The sequence below is a fragment of the Dyella monticola genome (assembly GCF_003363155.1).
GTDB classification, from domain to species: domain Bacteria; phylum Pseudomonadota; class Gammaproteobacteria; order Xanthomonadales; family Rhodanobacteraceae; genus Dyella_B; species Dyella_B monticola.
In genome coordinates this window covers 178,063-200,615 of sequence record NZ_QRBE01000009.1, presented here as the reverse complement: position 1 = coordinate 200,615, position 22,553 = coordinate 178,063, and the positions used below count along the sequence as shown (strand labels likewise).

Annotated in this window: 12 protein-coding genes; 8 read left to right on the top strand and 4 right to left on the bottom strand. The window is 61.5% G+C overall.

The window, feature by feature from the left end; genetic code table 11:
* The first annotated feature begins 36 nt into the window (after positions 1–36).
* Positions 37–519: a 2-amino-4-hydroxy-6-hydroxymethyldihydropteridine diphosphokinase gene (gene folK / locus DWU98_RS15220; protein ID WP_115496408.1), complete on the top strand. Its 483-nt coding sequence runs from the start codon at positions 37–39 to the stop codon at positions 517–519.
* Positions 520–637: 118 nt separating this feature from the next.
* Here folK and DWU98_RS15215 read toward each other — a convergent pair whose 3' ends face one another.
* Both DWU98_RS15215 and DWU98_RS15210 read right to left on the bottom strand, forming a co-directional pair.
* Complete coding sequence (locus DWU98_RS15215; protein ID WP_115496437.1) at positions 638–1,387, bottom strand: pteridine reductase; 750 nt, start codon at positions 1,385–1,387, stop codon at positions 638–640.
* Between the two features lie 109 nt (positions 1,388–1,496).
* Complete coding sequence (locus DWU98_RS15210; protein WP_230474865.1) at positions 1,497–2,177, bottom strand: hypothetical protein; 681 nt, start codon at positions 2,175–2,177, stop codon at positions 1,497–1,499.
* Between the two features lie 184 nt (positions 2,178–2,361).
* Here DWU98_RS15210 and DWU98_RS15205 point away from each other — a divergent pair, with 184 nt between their 5' ends.
* The gene (locus DWU98_RS15205; RefSeq protein ID WP_115496407.1) at positions 2,362–4,584 is read left to right on the top strand and encodes a TonB-dependent receptor; all 2,223 of its coding nucleotides are present in this window, start codon (positions 2,362–2,364) and stop codon (positions 4,582–4,584) included.
* 140 nt (positions 4,585–4,724) lie between these two features.
* Here DWU98_RS15205 and DWU98_RS15200 read toward each other — a convergent pair whose 3' ends face one another.
* Both DWU98_RS15200 and DWU98_RS15195 read right to left on the bottom strand, forming a co-directional pair.
* On the bottom strand, positions 4,725–6,092 hold the full coding sequence (locus tag DWU98_RS15200) for a S41 family peptidase (RefSeq protein ID WP_115496406.1): 1,368 nt from the start codon (positions 6,090–6,092) through the stop codon (positions 4,725–4,727).
* Between the two features lie 179 nt (positions 6,093–6,271).
* Entirely contained in the window at positions 6,272–7,477 is a 1,206-nt protein-coding gene (locus tag DWU98_RS15195; protein WP_115496405.1) for a murein hydrolase activator EnvC family protein, read from the bottom strand.
* Positions 7,478–7,779: 302 nt separating this feature from the next.
* Here DWU98_RS15195 and gltB point away from each other — a divergent pair, with 302 nt between their 5' ends.
* The 6 genes from gltB to DWU98_RS15165 all read left to right on the top strand — a co-directional run bounded on the left by gltB (position 7,780) and on the right by DWU98_RS15165 (position 22,546).
* Entirely contained in the window at positions 7,780–12,216 is a 4,437-nt protein-coding gene (gene gltB / locus DWU98_RS15190; protein WP_115496404.1) for a glutamate synthase large subunit, read from the top strand.
* Positions 12,213–13,646 carry an FAD-dependent oxidoreductase gene (locus tag DWU98_RS15185; RefSeq protein ID WP_115496403.1) on the top strand — a complete coding sequence of 478 codons (1,434 nt, stop codon included), beginning with the start codon at positions 12,213–12,215 and terminating at the stop codon, positions 13,644–13,646. Before gltB ends, DWU98_RS15185 begins: the two co-directional genes overlap by 4 nt.
* A 514-nt stretch (positions 13,647–14,160) precedes the next feature.
* On the top strand, positions 14,161–17,013 hold the full coding sequence (locus DWU98_RS15180; RefSeq protein ID WP_115496402.1) for a TonB-dependent receptor: 2,853 nt from the start codon (positions 14,161–14,163) through the stop codon (positions 17,011–17,013).
* A gap of 430 nt (positions 17,014–17,443) precedes the next feature.
* Positions 17,444–20,275, top strand: a complete 2,832-nt coding sequence (locus tag DWU98_RS15175; RefSeq protein WP_115496401.1) for a TonB-dependent receptor — start codon at positions 17,444–17,446, stop codon at positions 20,273–20,275.
* Positions 20,276–20,425: 150 nt separating this feature from the next.
* Entirely contained in the window at positions 20,426–21,655 is a 1,230-nt protein-coding gene (locus tag DWU98_RS15170; protein ID WP_115496400.1) for a nucleoside recognition domain-containing protein, read from the top strand.
* An 18-nt stretch (positions 21,656–21,673) separates the two neighbouring features.
* Positions 21,674–22,546, top strand: a complete 873-nt coding sequence (locus tag DWU98_RS15165; RefSeq protein WP_115496399.1) for a methylglyoxal synthase — start codon at positions 21,674–21,676, stop codon at positions 22,544–22,546.
* Positions 22,547–22,553: the final 7 nt, after the last annotated feature.

The window sequence follows — 22,553 nt, the reverse complement described above, 5'->3', positions numbered from 1 at the left end:
GCTCCTATGGAGAATGGATCGGAGCATCTCTAAGACATGGCGCGCGTCTATCTCAGCCTGGGTTCCAACCAGGAACCGCATCGTTATCTGCGCGCGGCGTTGGATGAATTGCGCGCGCGCTTCGGCAGCATCGATATATCGCCGGCGTATCGCAGCGCGGCGGTGGGTTTTGACGGCGCGGACTTCGTGAATCTAGCCGTAGGGCTCGATACGGATCTTGCGCCTATGGCACTCAACGATTGGCTGCACGCATTGGAAGATCGGCACGGCCGCCGCCGGGATGTGCCGCGTTACGCCGATCGCACGCTCGATGTGGACATCGTGTTGTACGACGATCTGGTCACGCAGGGGCCGGGACACCTGGATATTCCGCGCAAGGAGCTCAGGCACGCTTTCGTGCTGAAGCCCGTCGCTGATATTGCGCCTGAGCTGCGCCATCCGGTCAGCCAACACACGATGGCGGAATTGTGGGCGGGGTTTCCTGTGCTAAGCGAGCCGTTGGAGCGGATAGAGCTTTAATTGCTCGCGTCCCCTCATTGCCATTATCCCTCAGCATCTGGGCCTTCGCCGGAATGACGACAAGGCAAGCACAGACTTCATGGATATCAGCCGCAGATCCGCCCGCAGGCGGCAATGCCTAAACAGTCACGCCGCGGCCGCCATCCACGTGGATGATCTGGCCGGTGACGAATGGCGCATCGCGCAGCAGCCATAACACCGCGCTGGCCACATCGTCGGGTGTGCCGGCGCGCTTGAGTGGCGTGCGCGCCAGCATGGCGTCCTGCTCGGCATAAGGCTTGCCGTCGCTTGGCCACATCACTGCGCCCGGTGCGACTCCGTTGACGCGCACATCAGGCCCAAGATCAAGCGCAAGCGAACGCGTCATGGCTATCAACGCGGCTTTCGCCATCACGTAGATGGGATGCTGCGCGAGTGCGCGCTCGGCGTAGATATCGACGAGATTGACGATGGCACCGCGTGCTGCACGCAACGCGGGCCATGCCGCTTGTGTGAGAAAGAATGGCGCCTGTGCATTGGAGGCGAACAAGTCGTTCCATTGTGCGGACGTGGCCGTTTCCAAGGGTGTGGGATAGAAGGCGGAGGCGTTGTTGACCAGCGCATCGAGACGGCCGTACTGCGAGACGGTGGCCTCGATCAGTTTCGGTAACGTCTGCAAGTCGGCAAGATCGGCTTGCACAACGAAGACGCTTTGAGTGCGTTGGGTGGAAAGCTCATCGGCAAGTGCGTGCGCTTCGGTCGTGGAGTGGCGGCAGTGCAATGCAAGGTCGTAGCCGGCGGCATGCAGCGCGCGCGCGATCACCGCGCCGACGCGTTTGGCGCCACCGGTGATCAGTGCTACGGGGCGTTGTGGGTTGTGCGAAGCCATGCGATGTCCTTGCGCTGGATGTTGATCGTTCCGCACCGTCATTCCGGCCTTCGCCGGAATGACGGTAGGGCACGGCAGGACTTTACCGCCTCGCCATGCCGCGCAGCGCTTAGTGCAAACGCGTGGCCTGCACTTCCTGCGTAACAGCCTCGGCAGCTTCATCGCCGTCCGCCATGCCGATCTCGCTCTTGAGCATCGCAATGGCCGTGGCTGCCACCTGGCGCGTGTCGTAGTAAGCGTAACCGCCCACACCAATCGCACCGATCACCGGCATCCAGCGCGAAAGCCCTTCGCCCAGCGCGCGCTGGGTCACTTTCACGCCAATCTGCTTGGCGATGCGTTCAATCACGCCGTAGGACACCCGCCGAAAAATCAGGCGGTCGCCCAGCCGCACGACCAGATCGCGAAACGCCTGGGCGGACGTGTGGCGGAACAGGCACCACAGCATCTGCTCCCGGCCCAGCTCGGCGTGCTTGCCGTAGGCCGCGGCAATGTCACTGACCAGTTGCGCCTGAATTTTCCAGATCGACACCAGCTCCGGCAGGATGGTGAGCCACCCAAGCGGCCCCGGCGGCAGGGCGAGCGTGCCGGCAGTAAGCGCGGCGCGCTGCGCGGCGCGGTTGGCCAGGCGGCGCGCTTCCACTTCCGGATCGCGTTGGCTGTGCACGTTGCTGTCGGGAATCTGGCTGATGAAATCCAGGATCGCCCGCGTCACCCGGCTACTTGCTTCATCGTGGGTGATCACCGCGGGCAGGTTGGTGCGGGATGGGATCTCGTTGGGCTCGGTCATGCCGCGCTCCATGGGAACAGGGGGATGCAGGTGATCATAGTCCGCGCAGGTGCAGTGCTGATGAGGAGGGTATGAACTGCTGCCAGGGGCATGACTTCTGGGAGGGTCGTTCCTCGGTAAGGGAAATGTTATAACATTTCAAAATTGATCCCCCTGCCACTCTTGCCCGCCCGGATTCCCCTGCATGAAAGTCTCTCCGCTTGCCCTTGGCCTGAGCCTCGCGCTGTATGCCGCCGCGGGTTCGGTTGTCGCTGCAACCGTGCCTTCGAACACCTCCGGAACGTCTGCGGCCACCTCCTCGACGCCGCCGCAACCGGCCAGCGACGGCAACGGCGACGACAGTGCCGACCCGGCGTCGCGCAACCGTGCCGCCAAGGCCAAGCAGCTCGGCCCGGTGAATGTCTCCGCCGCGCTCGACGTGGCGCGCAACAGTCTTTCCCCGGATACGGGCAGCAGCCAATACGTAATCAGCGCACAGGACATCCAGGCGCTGCCGCTGGGTGCGTCCACGCCACTGAACCAGGTGCTGCTGCAGGCGCCGGGCGTCGTGCAGGATTCCTATGGCCAGCTGCACGTACGCGGCGATCACGCCAACCTGCAATACCGCATCAACGGCGTCATGCTGCCTGAATCGATCTCCGGCTTCGGTCAGACCATCGATGCGCGGGTGATCGAGAACGTGAAATTGCTCGACGGCGCGCTGCCGGCCCAATACGGCGAGCGCACCGCGGCGGTGGTCAACATCACCACCAAGACGGGCGCTGATCTTGGCAACGGCGGTGTGGTCGGCATCACGGGCGGGTCCTACGGCACCATCAATCCCTATGCGTCGATCTGGGGCAACAGCGGCAAGTGGAGTTATTACTTCACCGCCAACTACGATGAGAACAATGTCGGTATCGAGAATCCGACATCCAGCAAAGACCCGGTCCACGATCACACCAATCAGGTGAAGGGCTTCGGCGACATTTCCTACCTGATTGACAACGACACGCGTCTTAGCTTCATCTTCGGCGTGACGAATAATCGTTTCCAGATTCCGGACAACCCCGATCAAACACCGCAGTTCGGCTATCTGGATCTCACCCATTTCAATTCCGCCGATTTGAACGAGCGCCAGGACGAGCAAACGCGCTTCGGCATGCTGGCCTTGCAGGGCAAGTTCGGCGACACGAATTACCAGGTGTCGGTAGGCCAGCGTTACAGCGGTCTGCAGTATGACCCCGATGACATCGGCGATCTGATGTTCAACGGCGTCGCGGCGCAGATCAACCAGGCCGACCGCGCCTCCACGGTGCAGGCCGATTTCGCCAGGCCGTGGGCCACCTCGCACACCTTGCGTTATGGTCTGTATTACGAATTCGACAGCGCCATGACCAACACCAATTCGCTGGTGTTTCCGGCCAACCCCGATGGCAGCCAGGCCAGCACGGTGCCGTACAACATCAACACGGGCGATCGGATTCTCGCCAAGACGGCCGCGGCCTATATCCAGGACGAATGGGATATCAGCGACGCCTGGACGCTCAACTACGGCCTGCGTGGCGACCGCTACACCGCCTTCCGCGAAGAAAGCCAGCTCAGCCCGCGCGTAGGCGTGGTGTGGCAGGCCACCGACAGCACCACCGTGCATGCCGGCTATTCGCGCTACTTCACGCCGCCGCAGACGGAGCTGATCTCCAGCGAAAGCATCGAGGCCTTCGCCAATACCACCAATGCGGTGAAGAACTACGGCAACAACACGCCGCTGACCGAGCGCTCCAATTACTTTGACCTGGGCGCGCAGCAGAGCATCGGTTCGGATTGGACGGTCGGGCTGGACGAGTATTACCGCAAGGTCAACCGCCTGCAGGATGAAGGTCAGTTCGGCACCGCGCTGATCTACTCCACCTTCAACTACAAGTACGGCCGCGTGCGTGGTACCGAGCTTTCACTCACGTACAACCATGGTCCGATCTCGGCGTACTTCAACGCCGCGTACAGCCGTGCGATGGGCAAGGATGTGATTACCAGCCAGTACAACTTCGCGCCGGAGGAGTTGGCGTACATCGCCGACAACTGGATTCACCTCGATCACGATCAGAAGTTGACCTCATCCGGTGGCGTCACTTACGCGATCACCGACAACACCAAGGTCGGCGCCGATTATTTGTTCGGCAGCGGCCTGCGTGAGGATGGTCTGACGCCGAACGGCCTTTCGCTGCCGGATTACTTCCAGCTCAACATGAATGTGTCGCACGATTTCGACTTCGCCAGCATCGGCAAGCTGCATACGCAGCTGGCATTGATCAATGCGCTGGATCGTACGTACGAATTGCGCAGCGGTACCGGCGTGGGTGTGGGCGCACCGCAGTTTGGCCCGCGGCGTGGGCTGTTTCTGACGCTGGAAAAGCCTTTCAGTTTCTGAGGTGAGCTACAACTCCCCATGCTTGCACGGAGGGTTGGGATGGGGTTGCATGCGCTTGCCGCGCTGTTTGACCTCAACCCCAGGGTGACCGACCCACCCCTCCGCTACTGGCGTAGGGATGGGGGCTGATCCGGCAAATCTCAGTGTGCGACCGGCTGCCCGGCCGTCTTACGCAAGGCCAGGCCCTTCAGAATATTCAGTGCTTGCGACAAGGCGTAGTCGTTAGTCGCCAGCTTGGCATCTTCCGCGCTGCCGTCGTTGTCGATGTCGCCACCGGCGGCGGCGCTTTCATTCGCCAGATGGTGCGGCAGGTCGGCTTCGGAGCTGATCGGGTTCTGCGAATCATCCACCTTGGCAACCGTCAAATCGGCCAGCGGGATATCCGGCTTGATGCCTTCGGCCTGGATCGAAGTGCCGTTGGGCGTGTAGTAACGCGCGGTGGTCAGCTTCACCGCGTGATCGTTGTCGAGCGGCAGCACGGTCTGCACCACGCCCTTGCCGAAGGTGCGACGGCCAACGATCAGCGCGCGATGGTTGTCCTTGAGTGCGCCGGAAACGATCTCCGCCGCCGAGGCCGTGCCGTTGTCGGTGAGCAGCACCATCGGGGCGCCGTTGAGCAAGTCGCCGGGGTGCGCGCTGAACGTGAGGTTGGCGTCGGGCAGGCGGCCGCGCGTGGTGACGATGATGCCCGAATCGAGGAAGTCATCGCTGACCGACACGGCTGCCGTCAGCAGACCGCCGGGATTGGAGCGCAAATCCAGGATCGCGCCCTTCTGCGTACCATCTTTCTGCAGCAGCGCGCCGAGTTTCTTTTCCAGATCGCTGGCGGTGTCGTCCTGGAACTGGCTGATACGGATGTAGGCATAGCCAGGTTCGAGTTCGCGCACTTTCACGCTGGTCATGGAGATGCGCTCGCGGGTCAGCGACATGCTGACCGGCTGGTCGGCTTTTTCGTGCAGGATTCCCAGGGTGATCTTGCTGCCCGGATCGCCCCGCAACGCGTCAAACATGTCGTCGATGTTGTCGGGTGTGACCGCTTTGCCGTTGATGGACGTGATCACATCGCCCGGTTTGATGCCGGCGCGCGAAGCGGGCGTGTCGTCGATCGGCGACACGATCTTGAGCAGACCGTTGTCTTCCATCACCTCGATGCCGAGGCCGCCGTACTGGCCGGTGGTGTCCTCATTGAGTTCCTGCAGGCCTTCCTTATCCAGATAAGCGCTGTGCGGATCCAGCCCGGCGAGCATGCCTTTGATGGCATCGTTCATCAGGGTCTTGTTGTCGACCTTTTCCACGTAAGCCTGGCGAATGATCTGATAGACGTGGGCGAAGTTACGCACATCGTCCATGTCCACCTGATCGGCCGATGCCGATGCCGGTGCCGGACCGCTCGCTGCTTTCGCCGGGGCAGACTCGCTTCCGGCCGGCGCCGTGTCGGGTGCCGCCTGTGCGTGCAGCAAAGGCGCCGCCAGCAACAGCGCGAGCAGGCAAGGGTGGGAAAAACGCATGGGACAAACTCCACAGGAAATGGTGTGACGACCACGTTGAGACCGCTTGGGGTCGCCGAAATTCACAGCAAGAGGATACGCCGAACTCGGCTACGGAAGTGTTCAAAAGCCGGGTGGAACGGAAGCCAGCCCGTCGCCTGCGCCAAGCGGACGAAATTGCGAGGGCTGCGACAAACTTTTTAACGCTTCTGGCTCAACCACGTGCGCGGATCGACCGGCTTGCCGTTTTGCCGCAGCTCGAAATACACCCCGGTGCTGTCGCTGGTGCTGAGCATGGCGGTGCCGATCGGCTCGCCCGCGGCGACATCGTCGCCCACACCATGCAGTAGCGTTTCGTTGTTGCCATACATGCTCAGCCATCCGTCGCCATGGCTGAGGATGATGAGCTGTCCGTAGCCGCGCAGGAAATGTGCATAGACCACCCGGCCGCGCGCCACGGCGCGCACATCGGCGCCGCGCGGAGCGGCAATCAGTACACCATTGCCGAAGGTGTGCACCGGGCCCGGTGCCGGCCAGGGCAGGTTGCCGCGAATGTTGGCGAGCGCCTTGCCGGGCTGACCGCCCGGCACCGTGGGATTGGCACGTGCCTTGCGCGCCGCTTCGCGGGCGGCTTCGTCGATCGCCTTCTGCAGCTTCGCCAGCAGATCGTTCAACGAGGCTTCGTTCTGCTTCATGCTGGCCAGCTTCTGCGCCTGGTTCTTGTATTGCGCGTCGATCTGGCCGGCCAGTTGCTGCTGTTGTTTGCGCTGCTGCTCCAGCGTCGTGGCCTGTTGCTGGCGCTGGGCACGGTTGGTTTGCAGGGCTTGTTGCTCGGCGGTGATCTGGTTTTCCAGGTCCTGCAGCTTGGTCAGCTCGGTCATGAGCTGCTGCACCTTGGCCAGGCGTTCGTCCTGGAAGTATTTCGAATACGCCAGCGATCGCGAGATGCGCGCGATGTCCTCATCACCCAGCAGCAGGCGCAGGTCCGAGCCCTTGCCGAGCGCATAGGTGGCGCGCAACAGATCGGCGATCGCCGCGCGTTGGTTGCTCAAGCTTTGATCGAGCGCCGTTCGTTGCGTTTGCAACTGATCGAGCTGCTGCTGCTTGGCGGCGATCTGGGCATCCGTGTCGCGCACTGCCTTGGCGGCAGCGGCCACCGCATCGGATTGCTTGGCCAGTTGCGCATTGACGCTATCGCGGCGGGCGGCGGTGTCGGCCTCCTGCTTGGTCAGCGCCTGCATCTTGGCGCGCAGGTCCGCCAGCTGCTGCTTGGTCTGGGCCTGTTCGGCCGCAGTCTTGCTGTCTTGGGCGGCGCTGACGGTGGCGGGAAAGCCGATAGAAAGGGCGATCGCCGAGGCGATGAGCACGAAAATGAGCGGGCGGAAGGCGCGGATGTATGTGGGCATATGCCGAGATTATGTCCGAGCTGGACTGTTCCCGCGAGACGCCTCAAACGGCGCCCTTATGCGCGTTCGCGGATATTTCGCGCAACTGGTCTGTTAGCGCGCACTGGTACATCTAACAGCCGTTTTTCATTTGGACGTCTAGCCGGCTTTGACGCGACGCACAAGTTATGCTTAAAGTCGGGTCGTGGGAGCTGTCTGCGCGGGATCGCAGCCACCCTCCCAGTCTTCTTTTGTGTGTCCATGCCGCTCGCTCTGCGGCAGGTCTTTTGCGCCCTAACGAGCTGGAAACAGAGGTAAAGGTCATGTCCGTGGCACCGCGTTTGTACGACCCCGGTTTTGAACACGACAGCTGCGGCTTCGGTCTGGTGGCGCAGATCGATGGCCGTGCCAGCAAATGGGTGGTCGATACGGCATTCGCGGCGCTCGCCAAACTTTCCCATCGTGGCGGCGTCAACGCCGACGGCGTCACCGGCGACGGTTGCGGCGTGCTGATCCATCACCCCCACTCATGGCTGCGTGCGCTGGCGGTGCATGCAGGCATCCCCTTGGGCGAGCGCTTTGCGGCAGGCCTGGTGTTTCTCGATGAGGCCCATCGCGATGCTACCGACGTGCTGGAACGCTACATCGCCGGTGAAGGCCTGCGCGTCGCAGGCTGGCGCGATGTGGCCGTGAACGAGCACGCCTGCGGCCCCTTGTCGGCCGCAGCCAGGCCGCTGGTGCGGCAGATTTTCGTCAACGCCGCGGACGACATGGACGATGCCGGCTTCGAGCGCGCGCTGTTTCGTGCGCGCCGCCGGGCGGAGCTCGCCTTGAGTGACGATCCGCAGTTCTATGTGGTGTCGCTCTCGGCGCAAGTGATCGGTTACAAGGCGATGGCGGCACCGGGACTTCTGCGCGATGTATTCGACGACTTGCGCCATCCGGCGCTCAGCGCGGATGCGGTGGTATTCCATCAACGCTTTTCCACCAACACCACGCCGCAATGGCGCCTGGCGCAACCGTTCCGCATGCTGGCGCATAACGGTGAAATCAACACCATCCGCGCCAATCGCCGCTGGATGCAGACGCGTGCCCAGATCTGGCGTTCGCCGCTGGTGGATCTGTCGGACATCGGGCCGTTCGTGCGCCAGAACGGTTCGGATTCGGAAAGCCTCGATAACGCGCTGGAACTTTTGCTCGCCGGTGGCCTGGATCTGCTCGCCGCGATGCGCGTGCTGGTGCCGCCGGCATTCGCGGCGCGCGAAGGCATCGACGAAGATCTCGCTGCGTTCTACGAATACTACGCATTGCACAGCGAACCGTGGGACGGCCCGGCCGGTCTGGTGATGTGCGACGGCCGCTATGCGGCCTGCACGCTCGATCGCAACGGGTTGCGTCCCGCGCGCTGGGCGCTGTCGCGCGACAACCATCTGATCGTTGCCTCCGAAGCAGGTTTGTGGGATGTGCCCAGCTCGCACGTGATCGCGAAGGGGCGCCTCGCGCCCGGCGAAATGATTGCGGTGGATTTCCACGCGCATCGTTTGTTGCGCGACGCGGACATCGATGACATCAATCGCAAGCGCGCGCCTTATCGCGACTGGTTGCGCGGTGGCGTGAGCTATCTGGAATCGGATCTGATCGATCCGTCGCTGGCCGCCGAGCCGCTCTCCACCGAAGAACTGCGCTGTTATCAAAAGCTCTACGGCCTGTCGCGCGAAGAACGCGAAACCGTGCTGAAAGTGATCGCAGAGCTGGAAGCCGAAGCCACCGGCTCAATGGGCGACGACACGCCGGTCGCCGCGATGTCGCGCCAGGTGCGTCCGCTGTATGACCGCTTCCGCCAGGCGTTTGCGCAGGTCACCAATCCGCCCATCGACCCGTTACGCGAAAAACTGGTGATGTCGCTGGTGACGCAGATCGGGCCGGAAGGCAACGTGTTCGAGCTCAAGCCCGAGAACGCCAGGCAGATCCTGATCAATTCGCCGATCCTTTCGCAGCGCAAGCTGCGCCAGCTGTTGGCGATGCCACAGTACGTCAGCACGCCGCGCTTCGATCTGATGTACGCGCCCGAGGAAGGGCTGGAAGCGGCCTTGCATCGCCTGTGTCGTGAGGTGGCACAGGCTGTGCGCGATGGATGCGCGCTGGTGTTTTTGAGTGACCGTTATCCAAAACGCGATCTGCTGCCGATTCATTCCCTGCTGGCAACAGGCGCGGTGCATGCGCATCTCATCGACGAAGGCTTGCGCTGCCAGTGCAACATCCTGGTGGAGACCGCAACGCCGCGCGACCCGCATCAATTCGCCTGCCTGATCGGGTATGGCGCCACGGCGATCTATCCGTGGCTGGCGTATCAGAGTTTGTTCGAGCTGGGCCGCGAAGGCCACATCGAAGGCGATCGCCTGGAAATCGGCCGCAGTTATCGGCGTGGCATCCGCAAGGGCCTGTTGAAGATCCTTTCGAAGATGGGCATCTCCACCGTGGCCGGCTATCGCGGTGCGCAGTTGTTCGAAATCATCGGTCTTGCGCCGGAGGTGGTGGCGCTGTGCTTTCCGGGCACGCCTTCGCGCATCGGTGGTGCCGGTTTCGCCGAGCTGGAACACGAACAGCGCCTGCTCGCGGCCGAGGCGTGGAACGAAGCGCTGCAATTGCGCGCCGGCGGCCTGTACAAATACGTGCACGGCGGCGAATACCACATGTACAACCCGGATGTGATCGCCACCCTGCAGAAGGCGGTGCGCACCGGCAATCGGGCCGACTATCGCGCGTATGCGGATGTCGTCGATCATCGTCCGCCGTCTGCGCTGCGCGATCTGCTCGGCGTGAAGCCGGACGCGACACCCATTGCACTTGAAGAGGTGGAGTCCGTCGACGCGATCCTCAAGCGTTTCGATTCGGCCGGCATGTCGCTGGGCGCGTTGTCGCCCGAAGCGCACGAAGCGTTGGCGATCGCGATGAACCGCTTGGGTGCGCGCAGCAATTCCGGCGAAGGTGGCGAAGACCCCGCACGCTACGGCACGGAGCGCGCGTCGAAGATCAAGCAGGTGGCCTCCGGCCGCTTTGGCGTGACGCCAGCCTACCTGGTGAATGCCCAGGTCTTGCAGATCAAGATCGCGCAAGGCGCCAAGCCGGGCGAGGGCGGTCAGTTGCCTGGCCACAAAGTGGACGCCACGATTGCGCGCCTGCGTTATGCCAAACCAGGCATCGGCCTGATCTCGCCGCCGCCGCATCACGACATCTACTCCATTGAAGATCTGGCCGAGCTGATTCACGACCTGAAGGAAGTGAATCCCGATGCGCTGATTTCAGTGAAACTCGTCTCGCATGCCGGCGTCGGTACGGTGGCGGCCGGCGTGGTGAAAGCCGGTGCGGACTTGATCACCGTCAGCGGTCACGACGGCGGCACCGGTGCGAGCCCGCTTACGTCAATCAAATATGCCGGCACGCCGTGGGAACTGGGCTTGGCCGAAACGCAGCAGACCCTGCGCCGCAATGATCTGCGCGGACGCGTGCGCTTGCAGACCGATGGCGGCCTGAAAACCGGCCTGGATGTGATAAAGGCGGCGTTGCTTGGCGCCGAAAGCTTCGGCTTCGGCACTGGCCCGATGGTAGCGCTGGGCTGCAAGTACCTGCGCATCTGCCATCTCAACAACTGCGCCACCGGCGTGGCGACCCAGCATCCGGTGCTGCGCAAGGACCACTTCATCGGCTTGCCCGAAATGGCGATGAACTACTTCACCTTCGTCGCCGAAGACGTGCGCGCGCATCTGGCAAAGCTTGGCGTGCGCTCGCTGGGCGAGATTGTCGGACGTACCGACCTGCTCGAACAGCTCGATGGCGTCACGCCCGTGCAGCACAAACTCGATCTCACGCCGCTGATCGATGGCACGGGCCTGAGCGCACGCAGCGATTTCGCTTGCACGCTGGCGCGCAATCCCATGCGTGACGATGCCGAGCTTGCCTCGCGCATCGCGGCCGATACCGCCAAGGCGGTTGCGAGCAAGAGCGGTGGCAGCTTTGCCTATCGCATTGCCAATACCGATCGCGCGATCGGCGCGCGCCTGTCCGGCGATGTCGCGCGCCGTCACGGCGATCACGGCATGGATGCGGACCCCATCGAGCTGAAGCTGGAAGGTGCGGCCGGGCAAAGCCTGGGTGCGTGGAACGCCGGTGGCGTGCATATCGATTTGACCGGCGAAGCGAACGATGGCGTCGGCAAAGGCATGGCCGGTGGCCGCATCGTGGTGCGTCCGCCAGCGGATGCGCCGTACGCCAGCCAGGATGCCGCCATCATTGGCAACACCTGCCTCTATGGCGCCACCGATGGCGAGCTGTATGCGGCAGGCCGCGCGGGCGAGCGTTTTGCCGTGCGCAATTCCGGCGCACTTGCCGTGGTCGAAGGCGCCGGCGATCACTGCTGCGAATACATGACCGGTGGCGTAGTCGCGGTGCTCGGCAAGGTCGGCCTCAACTTCGGTGCGGGCATGACCGGTGGCTTTGCGTACGTGCTGGACATCGAGCGCAACTTTGTCGACTGCTACAACCACGAACTGGTGGACATCCTGCGCATCTCCCCTGAGGGCATGGAACATTACATGCAACACCTGCGCAAATTGGTCACCCGCCATGTCGAACTGACCGACAGCGAATGGGGGCGGCAGATCCTGCGCGATTTCCGTGGTCTGCAATACAAATTCTGGTTGGTGAAACCCAAGGCCGCGAGCCTCGCCGTGCTGGCCGAAGAACTGCGGAGGGCGGCATGAGCGCAAAGCTATTCCAGTTCCTGGACGTGCCTCGGCAACCGCCGCGCACCGTGCCGGTGGCGGTGCGCGTGCTCGGCTATGGCGAAATCGGCGGCGACTTCGCGTCGCCGCAGGCCGCCACGCAGGCGGAGCGCTGCATCGATTGCGGCAATCCGTATTGCGAGCACGCCTGTCCGGTGCACAACTACATTCCCAACTGGCTGAAGCTGGTGCAGCAGGGTCGCATCATCGAGGCGGCAACGCTGATGCACGAGACGAACCCGCTACCTGAAATCTGCGGACGCGTATGTCCGCAGGATCGCCTGTGCGAGGGTGCGTGCACGCTGGAGCAGACCGCCTTCGGCGCCGTGACCATCGGCAGCATCGAACGCTGGGTGACGGACGAAGCGTTGCGGCAAGGCTGGCGGCCGGACCTTTCCAACGTGCGCGAGACCGGCCATCGCGTCGCGATCATTGGTGCGGGCCCCGCGGGACTGGCGTGCGCGGATCGCTTGCGGCGCGAAGGCATCGCCGCCGACGTCTACGATCGCCAGCAGGAAATCGGCGGCCTGCTGACGTTCGGCATTCCGCCCTTCAAGCTGGACAAGGCGGTGGTGCGCGCGCGGCGCGATGTGCTCGAAGGCATGGGCGTGCGCTTCCTGCTCGGCAAGGAGGTGGGGCGCGATGTGGAATTCGGAGCACTGCTCGATCAATACGATGCCGTGTTCGTCGGCACCGGTGCGTACACCTTCGTGGATGGTCAATTGCCAGGACGCGAGCTGCGGGGCGTGCATGATGCCTTGCCGTTCCTGATCGCCAACACCGAGCGCTTGATGCGGGACGAGCCGGCGTCGACCTTCGACTTCAATGGCAAACACGTAGTGGTGCTCGGCGGTGGCGACACCGGCATGGATTGCAACCGCACCGCCATTCGCCTCGGTGCCAAGTCCGTGACATGCGTCTATCGTCGCGATGAAGCGAGCATGCCCGGCTCCGCGCGCGAGGTGAATTACAGCCGCGAGGAAGGCGTCACCTTCATGTTTCATCGCCAGCCCGTGGCCATTCTCGATGACGGACACGGTCACGTTCGGGGGGTGCGCGTGGTGGAAACGCGCCTGGTCGATACCGGCGATGGGCGTCCGCGGCCGCAGAATGTGCCGGGCACCGAATCAGAGATTGCCGCGGATGTGGTGATTCAGTCGTTCGGTTTCTTGCCTAGTCCGCCAGATTGGCTGAAGGCGCACGGCGTCGAACTGGCCGTTTCCGGCAAGGTCGTCACCGGTGCGCATGGCAGATTGCCGCATCAGACCAGCAACACGCGTATCTTCGCCGGCGGCGACAACGTGCGCGGCGCAGACCTGGTAGTGCGCGCGGTGTACGACGGACGCGAAGCGGCACGGAGCATTGCACGCATGCTGGTTGATGCATCAGTGGCCGCCGCGACGGCGTAAGTTCTCACCCGAAAATCCTCACACAACAGGAATCTGCGTTGCGCCAACTGGCGTAACGCAGGTTTTGTTGCGCGTGTGTGTGACGCATGAAAACACGCCAAGCGCGGCGCTCATCAGCGTGTGCGAATGCTGCTTTTCCGCATCTGCACGTGCGTCAGATGTGCATCATCCTCACCGCCTTCTCCCGTCGGCCGCGTAAAAAAAACATCTGACTTGCGTTAACGGTGCTTTTCTGCATCGCTCGCAAACTCGTACGAAATATTCACCTTGCTAGTCAAAGTTCGACTACGTTTTTGCACATAACTCCGCGAAACTAAAAGCTCGCGCCATTGCCATATCAGATTTTTCCTTGCAAGTGTCTGTCGGAAACCGCGATGTGATGTTAAGGACTTGTCTGATCGCCGTTATGTATGGAAGACTTCGGCACTGTGTCCCCACACGCCCAACTTTCCCCTTCCCGCAGTAACCCCTGAGTTGGGCATCACAATCAGCTGTACCTTGGAGGGTATGAAAAATGACTCGTAATAAGCTTGCGCTTTCGTTGGCGGGGTTGCTCCTTGCCCCGATCGCCGGGACTGCTTTTGCCCAGAGCACGCCTGCCACTACGCAAGACGCATCTCAGAACCAGGCTGCCCCGAGCCAGGCCAACACCAAGCAGTTGCAGACCATCACCGTGACCGGTTCTGCGCTGCCCCGCGTCGATACAGAAACGCCCTCGCCGGTGACCGTGATCACGGCGCAGCAGATTGCCCGTAGCGGTTTCACCACCATTTCCGATGTGGTGCGCTCGATCTCCGCCGACAACAGCGGTTCGATCCCCAACGCGTTCACCAACGGCTTTGCAGCAGGCGCTTCGGGCGTTGCGCTGCGCGGCCTGACCGTGAACTCCACCCTGGTGCTGATCGACGGCCATCGCGCCGCCAGCTACCCGGTTTCCGATGACGGCGAGCGTTCGTTCGTCGATCTGAACACCATTCCGATTGCTGCCGTCGAGCGCATCGAAGTGCTGAAAGACGGCGCCTCTTCGCTGTACGGCGCCGACGCCATCGCCGGCGTGGTCAACATCATCCTCAAGCCCGGTTACCAGGGCGTGGAAGGCACCGCCGATATCGGCAACTCGCAGCACGGTGGCGGTTTCACCAAGAAGGCGACGTTCCTGGCAGGTGGCGGCGATCTGGATACCGATCACTACAACGCCTACTTCAGCGCGCAGTACGAGATGGATAACCCCATCTACAACCGCACGCGTGACTATCCGTACAACACGAAGGACCTGAGCGGTATTGGCGGCCCGAACGGTGCGTGGGGTAATCCGGCTACGTTCGCAGGCTCGACCGTTGGCGCGGTTGCGCCGGGTACGGTGGCTGCAGGCGGCAATACGCTCACCGGTGCTACGCAGGTCGGTCCGTGGCAGCCGCTCGGTGCGTGCACGAATGGCACGCAGCTGACGACCACGACGGGCGTAGGCAGCTACTGCCAGCAGAACCAGGTTGCTCAGTACGGCGAAGTGCAGCCGCAGACCGAGCAGGGCGGCCTTTACGGTCGCGTGACCTTCAAGATCAACGACACCACCAAGGCCTACCTGTCGGTAGGCTACATGGAGTCGAAGATGTGGGCGCAGTTCACGCCCCAGCAGGTGCAGGTCTCCACGCCGAACAACACCAACAACATCGCGCTGCCGCCGATCCTTACCTCCGGTCCGAACAAGGGTCAGCTCAACCCGAACGATCCGTTCGCGGCGCAGGACGAGTACGCGCTGCTCAACTATGCGTTCGGCGATATCCCGCAGGACAACACCTACAACAACCACAACGCGCGCGTCGTCGGCGATATCTCCGGCGAAGTGGGCGAGTGGAACTACGACGCGGCGCTGGTCCTCAACCACGACTGGCTCACCACGCAGCAGTCCGGCTTCATCAGCTATCCGGCGTTGTTGAATGCGGTCAGCAGCGGTTCGTACAACTTCATCAATCCGTCGGCCAACAGCGCCGCGGAAATCGCCGCACTGTCGCCCAATCTTTCCAAGCAGTCCACCTCGGATCTGGATTCGTTGGACCTGAGCGCCAACCGCTCGCTGTTTGATCTGCCCGGTGGTTCGGCCGGCCTGGCCGTGGGTGCACAGTTCCGTTACGAAGCGCAGAACGATCCGGCGCTCAATCCGGATGATCTGTACCAGGGTCTGGGTATCGCGCAGACCAAGGGCGACCGCAACGTCAGCGGCGCTTATGCCGAATTCGACATGCCGCTGCTCGATTCGCTGGAAGTGGATGCTTCCGGTCGCTTCGACCATTACAGCGACGTCGGCAACAACTTCTCGCCCAAGGTGGGCTTCAAGTGGAAGCCGCTGGACTGGGTTGCGATTCGCGGCACGTTCTCCAAGGGTTTCCGCGCGCCGAGCTTTGCTGAAAACGGTTCGAGCTCCGCGGAAGGTTTCGTTACCCTCAATCCGGCGCAGTACACGAATTTTGTCAATGCTCACGGTGGCGACGCGTATTCGACCGTCCCGTACAGCCTGGCGGAATACACTGTCGCCAATCCGAACATCAAGCCGGAGAAGGCCACCAACTTCACCTTCGGTGTGGTGGTGCAGCCGACGAGCTGGTTGAATGCGTCGTTGGATTACTACGACATCAAGAAGACCAACGTTATCACCGGTCCGGACTTCGGCGACGCGATCAACAACTACTTCGCCACCGGTCAAACGGGCATCACGGGTGTGACGGTGATTCCGGATGCAGCGGATAACTCGGCGAAGGGTGCGCTGATTCGCCCGGCTGAGTTCATTGGCGAATACATCAACGCCAACTCGCTCAAGACCGACGGTATCGACCTGGATCTGCAGGGCCATTGGGACTTCGGCAGCATTCACTACGTGAGTGAGCTGCAAGGTACCGAGATCTTCAACTGGCGCATGGTGTTGCCGAATGGCCAGGTTGAATCGTTCGTTGGCACGCAGGGTCCGTACAACTTGTCCTCGGGCGCCGGCACGCCGCGCACCAAGGGCTCGTGGTCGAACACGGTGTCGTATGGTCCGGCATCGGTCACCGCTACGCTGTACTACACCAGCGGCTTCGCGGAAACGGCCGAAGACGTGGGCGTGGGTCCGGGCAGTTGCTTGGAAACCAACGCTGCTGGCACGGCATTCCTGCCTTCGAGCTGCTACATCGGTTCGTTCACCGATCTGGACCTGACGGGCAGCTACGCGATCAACAGCCATGTCAGCATCACGGCCTCGATCATGAACGCGCTGGACCGCAAGCCGCCGTTCGATCCGGCCGACTATGCCGCGGTGAACTACAACCCGACGTACTCGTACGCGGGCATTGTGGGTCGCTTCTACAACCTCGGCGTGAAAGTGAAGTTCTAAGCGTCACGATGATGATGCATGGCGCGGCAATCGCGTCATGCATCACTTCAAATGGACTTCCAAACATAACGGCGCGTCGACCTCGACGCGCCGTTATGTTTATGGAGCCGAAACGTTAGTGCGGTGTTTCAACAAAATATTCCACTTCAAAATTACGTGAATTCGTAGTGTCTTGCGTCGAGATTTATTAATTTCGTAATCGTTTAACCGCGCTGAAGTCCTGTCGCGGCCTTTTTTTGCCAAGCACAGGTGGTATTGCTCCGTGCGTGCGCAAATTTTTGCCGTTGTTAATGGCTTGTCTACACAGCCCCGGTGTGGTAGACCGCGCTTGGAATCCGGATGGATTCCCACAAACTGTTATCCAGCGGAACGATTGGACAACTCACAAGCGGTTTCACCTTTTCGGTAAAAACCATTGGAGGGGTTCCAAATGAAACGTAACAAACTTGCGCTCTCGCTTGCAGCCGTGCTGCTGGCGTCCGTCCCCGGAGCGGTTTTGGCACAAAGTGCGGCCCCACAAGCTCAGCAATCCACTGCTCAAACGCAACCGGCTCAGTCCAACCAACCACCCGCTCCATCCAACGCCCAGCAATTGCAGACCATTACCGTCACCGGTTCTGCGTTGCCGCGTGTCGATACTGAAACACCATCGCCGGTCACGGTGATCACCGCGCAGGACATTGCGCGTTCGGGTTTCACCAATGTTTCCGATGTGGTGCGTGCGGTTTCCGCCGATAACAGCGGTACCATTCCGCCGTCGTTCTATGCCGGCTTCGCAACGGGTTCTTCCGGCGTGGCGCTACGCGGCCTGACCGTGAACTCCACCTTGGTACTGGTCGATGGCAAACGTGCGGCAAGCTACCCATTGGTGGACGATGGCATTCGTTCATTCGTCGACCTCAACACGCTTCCGCTGGCTGCTGTAGAGCGTATCGAAGTGCTGAAAGATGGCGCGTCGTCGATCTACGGCTCCGACGCGATCGCCGGCGTAGTCAACATCATTCTCAAGCCCAGTTTCCAGGGCGTGGAAGGCACTGCCGAAGTCGGCAATTCGCAACATGGCGGCGGTTTCCACAAACATGCTTCGTTGGTGGGTGGTATCGGTGATCTGAACACGGATCACTACAACGCTTATTTCAGTGCGGAATGGGAGCAGGATCAGGCGATTCCCTTGAAGGATCGCAGCTATCCCTTCAACAGCACCAACCTCACCGCCATCGGTGGCCCGGATCTGCGCGTTGGCAATCCGCTCAATACCAACGGTTCCTCAGTCGGTACCGTGGCGCCTGCGGGACCTACCCCAGGCGCTCCGGCGACGGGACCGTTCCAGCCGCTGGGGCCGTGCACTCCCGGTACTCAGTTGGAGACTGTTCCGGGCACAGGCCCGAACACGGGCACGTATTGCGCGCAGGATACGGCCTATCAATATGGCCATGTGCAGCAGTACTCGAACAAGGATGGCCTCTATGGCCGCTTCACGTATAAGTTCAGCGACACGACCAAGGCGTATGCCTCGTTGAGCTATTACCAATCCGTGGTCCACGAGCTTGGTACGCCAAATCAGATTCAATCCAGCGTACCAAACAACACCGACACCATTCAGTTGCCGCCGGGAAATCCCTCCAATCCGTTCCCGGGCCAGTATGCGTACATCAACTATTTGTTCGGTGACATTCCGAGTGGAACAAACGTCGATACCCACAACCTGCGCGCCGTACTGGACGTCACGGGCGAATGGGGCGACTGGAACTATGAAGCGTCGATGGTGGGCAACCATATATGGATGGGTTACGAGAACCTGGGCTTTATCAGCTATCAGGGGTTGCTCAATGCCATCGCGAACGGCACGTACAACTTCGCCAATCCATCGTTGAACAGTGCGGCCGTGCGCAATGCGGTTTCGCCACCCGATATCGCGCAAAACCACTCAGACATGGATGTGTTTGACTTCTCTGTGAACCGCCAGCTGTTTGACTTGCCAGGCGGCCCATCGGGTTTCGCCGCTGGTGTGCAGTTCCGTCATGAAGGGCAGTTACAGGAGGAGCTTAACCCGGGTGGTATCTATCAAGGCCTGGGCGATACCTTCATTACGGGCTCACGTAACGTGAGTGGCGTCTACACCGAATTCGACGCGCCGCTGCTGGAAAGCCTCGAAGCCGACGTCTCCGGTCGTTTCGACCACTACCCACGTGTGGGCAACAACTTTTCGCCGAAGGTGGGCCTGAAGTGGAAGCCACTTGATTGGGTGGCACTGCGTGCAACCTACTCGAAGGGTTTCCGCGCGCCGCAATTCGGCGAAAGCGCCGGCAGCTTTAGTGCCGGCTTCGTCAGCAGTTCGGTGGAGGGGCAGGGCGCACCAGCGTCCTTCCTGGACGCGCATGGGAACTCAAACTACGTAACAGTGCCTTATGCACTGGAAGAAGGAAGCTCGGGTAATCCCAATCTGAAGCCGGAGAAATCGCAGAGCTTTACCTTCGGTGTAGTCGTACAGCCGCTCAGCTGGTTGAACGCCTCGCTGGACTACTACAACATCAGGAAGAGCAACGTGATCGTTCCGGCCGACCCGGGTGTCGCGCTGTTGAACTACTACCAAACCGGCACGGTATTGCCGGGCTATACGATGCGATTCGATACGCCCGATCCGTTGCATCCTACGGCGCCATTGCGCCCCATCTTCGTGGGCGCCGATTACATCAACGGCAACTGGCTGAAGACGACCGGCCTGGACCTGGATTTGCAGGCGCACTTCCAATTCAGCAATGGCATCCAGTACATCAGCGAAGTGCAGGCCACGCAGATCTTCCAATGGAAGGAGGATGTTGCCGGCGAAGTCGAAAGCTATGTCGGCACGCAAGGTCCATACAACCTGTCCTCCGGTGCGGGTACCCCGCGTACGCGTGGCAATTGGGCGAACACCATCGTATGGGGGCCGCTCAGCCTGACGGCCACGATCTACTTCACCAGCAAGGAGTTCGAATCGGCAGAGGACGTCACCGGTACCACGGCGTGCTTCGATGCGCTGGGTCCCAACGGTGGGCCGCTAGCGCCCAACTGCACGATGGCCTCCTTCACCTACGGCAATCTGGTGGGTAGCTATAGGTTGAACAAACACATCACCTTTACGGCCTCGGTGGACAACGTGACGGACCGCAAGCCGCCGCTTGATCCGCTCAATTATGCGGCCAATTTTTACAATCCCACCTATGACTACGCCGGCATCATCGGCCGCTTCTGGAACATTGGGGTGAAGTTCGATCTGTAAGGACATCCGATAAAAACGCTGTCACTTCAGGCGCGCCGGATAACCGGTGCGCCTTTTTCTTTGCAGGCATAAGCGCGATACGCTGGCGTGCGCATGCGCTGTCGTCGACAATGCAGACATGGCCGCATTTCTCATCCAACCGCCGCCGGCATGCTGAGCCGCCTCTGGTTCGGCTTCTTTATCGCTGCCGCCGTTGCGGCGCTGGTGCGCTGGCTGGTCGGTGGGGATGCGACAGTCTTCGCAGCGATCGTTGGCGCACTGTTCGACATGGCCGACCTGTCGGTCAAAGTGATGCTGCTGCTGTTCGGCACACTCACACTCTGGCTGGGATTTCTGGCCATCGCCGAACGGGCTGGCCTGGTGGATGGATTGGCGCGCTGGCTGGGACCGCTCTTCGCACGACTAATGCCGCAGGTGCCGCGTGGTCACCCGGCGATTGGATTGATCACGCTCAATTTCGCCGCCAACGCACTGGGGCTGGATAATGCCGCCACGCCGATCGGCCTGCGTGCGATGCACGCGTTGCAGACGCTCAACCCGTCCGACACGACGGCAAGCAATGCGCAGATCCTGTTCCTGGTCTTGAACGCCTCGTCGCTGACCTTGTTGCCGGTGACGGTGTTCATGTATCGCGCACAAGCCGGCGCACACGATCCCACCTTGGTGTTTCTGCCGATCTTGCTGGCGCACTTTGCGTCCAATCTCGTCGGCCTGCTTTCGGTGGCTTACATGCAGCGCTTGCGTCTATGGGATCCGGTGGTGCTTGCCTGGTTTGGAGGCGGCGGCCTTTTGCTGGGTGGCTTTCTTGCGTTCCTTGCGTCGCTGTCGGCGGTGGCGCTCGCTTCGCTGTCCTCGTTACTCGGCAATCTGGCTCTGTTCGGCATCATCATCGTGTTTTTGTGCGTGGGTGCGTACAAGCGCGTGCCGATGTTCGAGAGCTTTATCGAAGGTGCGAAGGAGGGGTTTGACGTATCCAAGGACATACTTCCATACCTGGTGGCCATGCTGTGCATGGTGGGTACGCTGCGCGCGTCAGGTGCGCTCGATTTCGCGCTGGACGGCGTACGCTGGCTGGCGCAGCATGCCCACCTGGATACGCGGTTCGTCGATGCGCTGCCGACAGCATTGGTGAAGCCTTTTTCCGGCAGTGCGTCGCGCGCCATGTTGATTGAGACCATGCATCATTCCGGTGTCGACAGCTTCCCTGCGCTGGTGGCAGCGACAGTGCAGGGCAGTACCGAAACCACTTTCTACGTGGTCGCCGTCTACTTCGGCGCGGTGGGTATCCGTCGCGTGCGCCACACGGTAGGTTGTGCATTATTGGCGGACCTGGCCGGCGTGCTGGCGTCCATTGGTGTGTGTTACTGGTTCTTTGGTTGAGTCAGAGGAGAAATATCGATGCGCATGGGTCTTGCCGCCAACGCGATCCACCACGATCACGATGATGCGGCGCTGTTCCGCTGGCTGCGCGCATGCGAGCACGGCATTCGCCAATTGAATCTGAGCCTGCACGCGGTGGGGCGCACGTATGCGGCCATCGCGCGGGTGGGCTATCTTGAGGAATACCCTGGTCTGCTGCGCTATCCGTACGGCCATGAAGGCGGCTTGATGAAGCTGGTGGCCGAAGTGGTGGGCATGCACGAACCGCAGCGCACGCTGGATGGGGCCATTTATTTGATCAATCCGGTCGACCCGTCTTCGACCTTTCCCGAAGCCGTGGCGCTGAAGCGCCAATGTGTGATTCACCAGAAACCCTTTATCTCCACCGTCGCTTCAGCGCGTGATTGGATCGAGATGGAGCGCATCCACGCAGGACTGACGGCCGATCCGGGTGCCGATGATTTGCACGCGCTGGAAAGCCAAACCATTGCCATGATCGCGCACGATGCGATGAAGCCGCAGATGATGGCGTACGCGGCCGATCACTTCGATGTGCTCGCGCGTTTCGCGCGTCGCGTGGCAACCGGCACGACCGGCCAGCAATTGAATGAGCTGGCGTGGAGTCGTGGTTGGCCGCAGGACAAGGCATGGGTGGATCGCTATCAAAGCGGACCGATGGGCGGCGATGCGCAAATTGCCGATCTGGTGCTAGAGCGCCGTTGCCAGCGCGCGATTTTCTTCGAAGATCCGCACGTCGCACGTCAGCATGAAGCGGACATTCAATTGCTTGAGCGCGCGGTGACGACCGTCACCGATGAAACCGTGTGCATGACCTCTCCACGCGTCGCGGCGCGATGGGCCGATGCCGTGCGCAAACGCGTACACCCATGAGGTATCG

What these genes read in the sequence shown, in the direction of transcription:
- DWU98_RS15205 (WP_115496407.1), top strand. Translation starts at nt 2,362, where the DNA reads ATGAAAGTCTCTCCGCTTGCCCTTGGCCTGAGCCTCGCGCTGTATGCC.
- DWU98_RS15175 (WP_115496401.1), top strand. Translation starts at nt 17,444, where the DNA reads ATGAAACGTAACAAACTTGCGCTCTCGCTTGCAGCCGTGCTGCTGGCG.
- DWU98_RS15180 (WP_115496402.1), top strand. Translation starts at nt 14,161, where the DNA reads ATGACTCGTAATAAGCTTGCGCTTTCGTTGGCGGGGTTGCTCCTTGCC.
- DWU98_RS15170 (WP_115496400.1), top strand. Translation starts at nt 20,426, where the DNA reads ATGCTGAGCCGCCTCTGGTTCGGCTTCTTTATCGCTGCCGCCGTTGCG.
- folK (WP_115496408.1), top strand. Translation starts at nt 37, where the DNA reads ATGGCGCGCGTCTATCTCAGCCTGGGTTCCAACCAGGAACCGCATCGT.
- DWU98_RS15195 (WP_115496405.1), bottom strand. Translation starts at nt 7,477, where the DNA reads ATGCCCACATACATCCGCGCCTTCCGCCCGCTCATTTTCGTGCTCATC.
- DWU98_RS15210 (WP_230474865.1), bottom strand. Translation starts at nt 2,177, where the DNA reads ATGACCGAGCCCAACGAGATCCCATCCCGCACCAACCTGCCCGCGGTG.
- gltB (WP_115496404.1), top strand. Translation starts at nt 7,780, where the DNA reads ATGTCCGTGGCACCGCGTTTGTACGACCCCGGTTTTGAACACGACAGC.
- DWU98_RS15200 (WP_115496406.1), bottom strand. Translation starts at nt 6,092, where the DNA reads ATGCGTTTTTCCCACCCTTGCCTGCTCGCGCTGTTGCTGGCGGCGCCT.
- DWU98_RS15165 (WP_115496399.1), top strand. Translation starts at nt 21,674, where the DNA reads ATGCGCATGGGTCTTGCCGCCAACGCGATCCACCACGATCACGATGAT.
- DWU98_RS15215 (WP_115496437.1), bottom strand. Translation starts at nt 1,387, where the DNA reads ATGGCTTCGCACAACCCACAACGCCCCGTAGCACTGATCACCGGTGGC.
- DWU98_RS15185 (WP_115496403.1), top strand. Translation starts at nt 12,213, where the DNA reads ATGAGCGCAAAGCTATTCCAGTTCCTGGACGTGCCTCGGCAACCGCCG.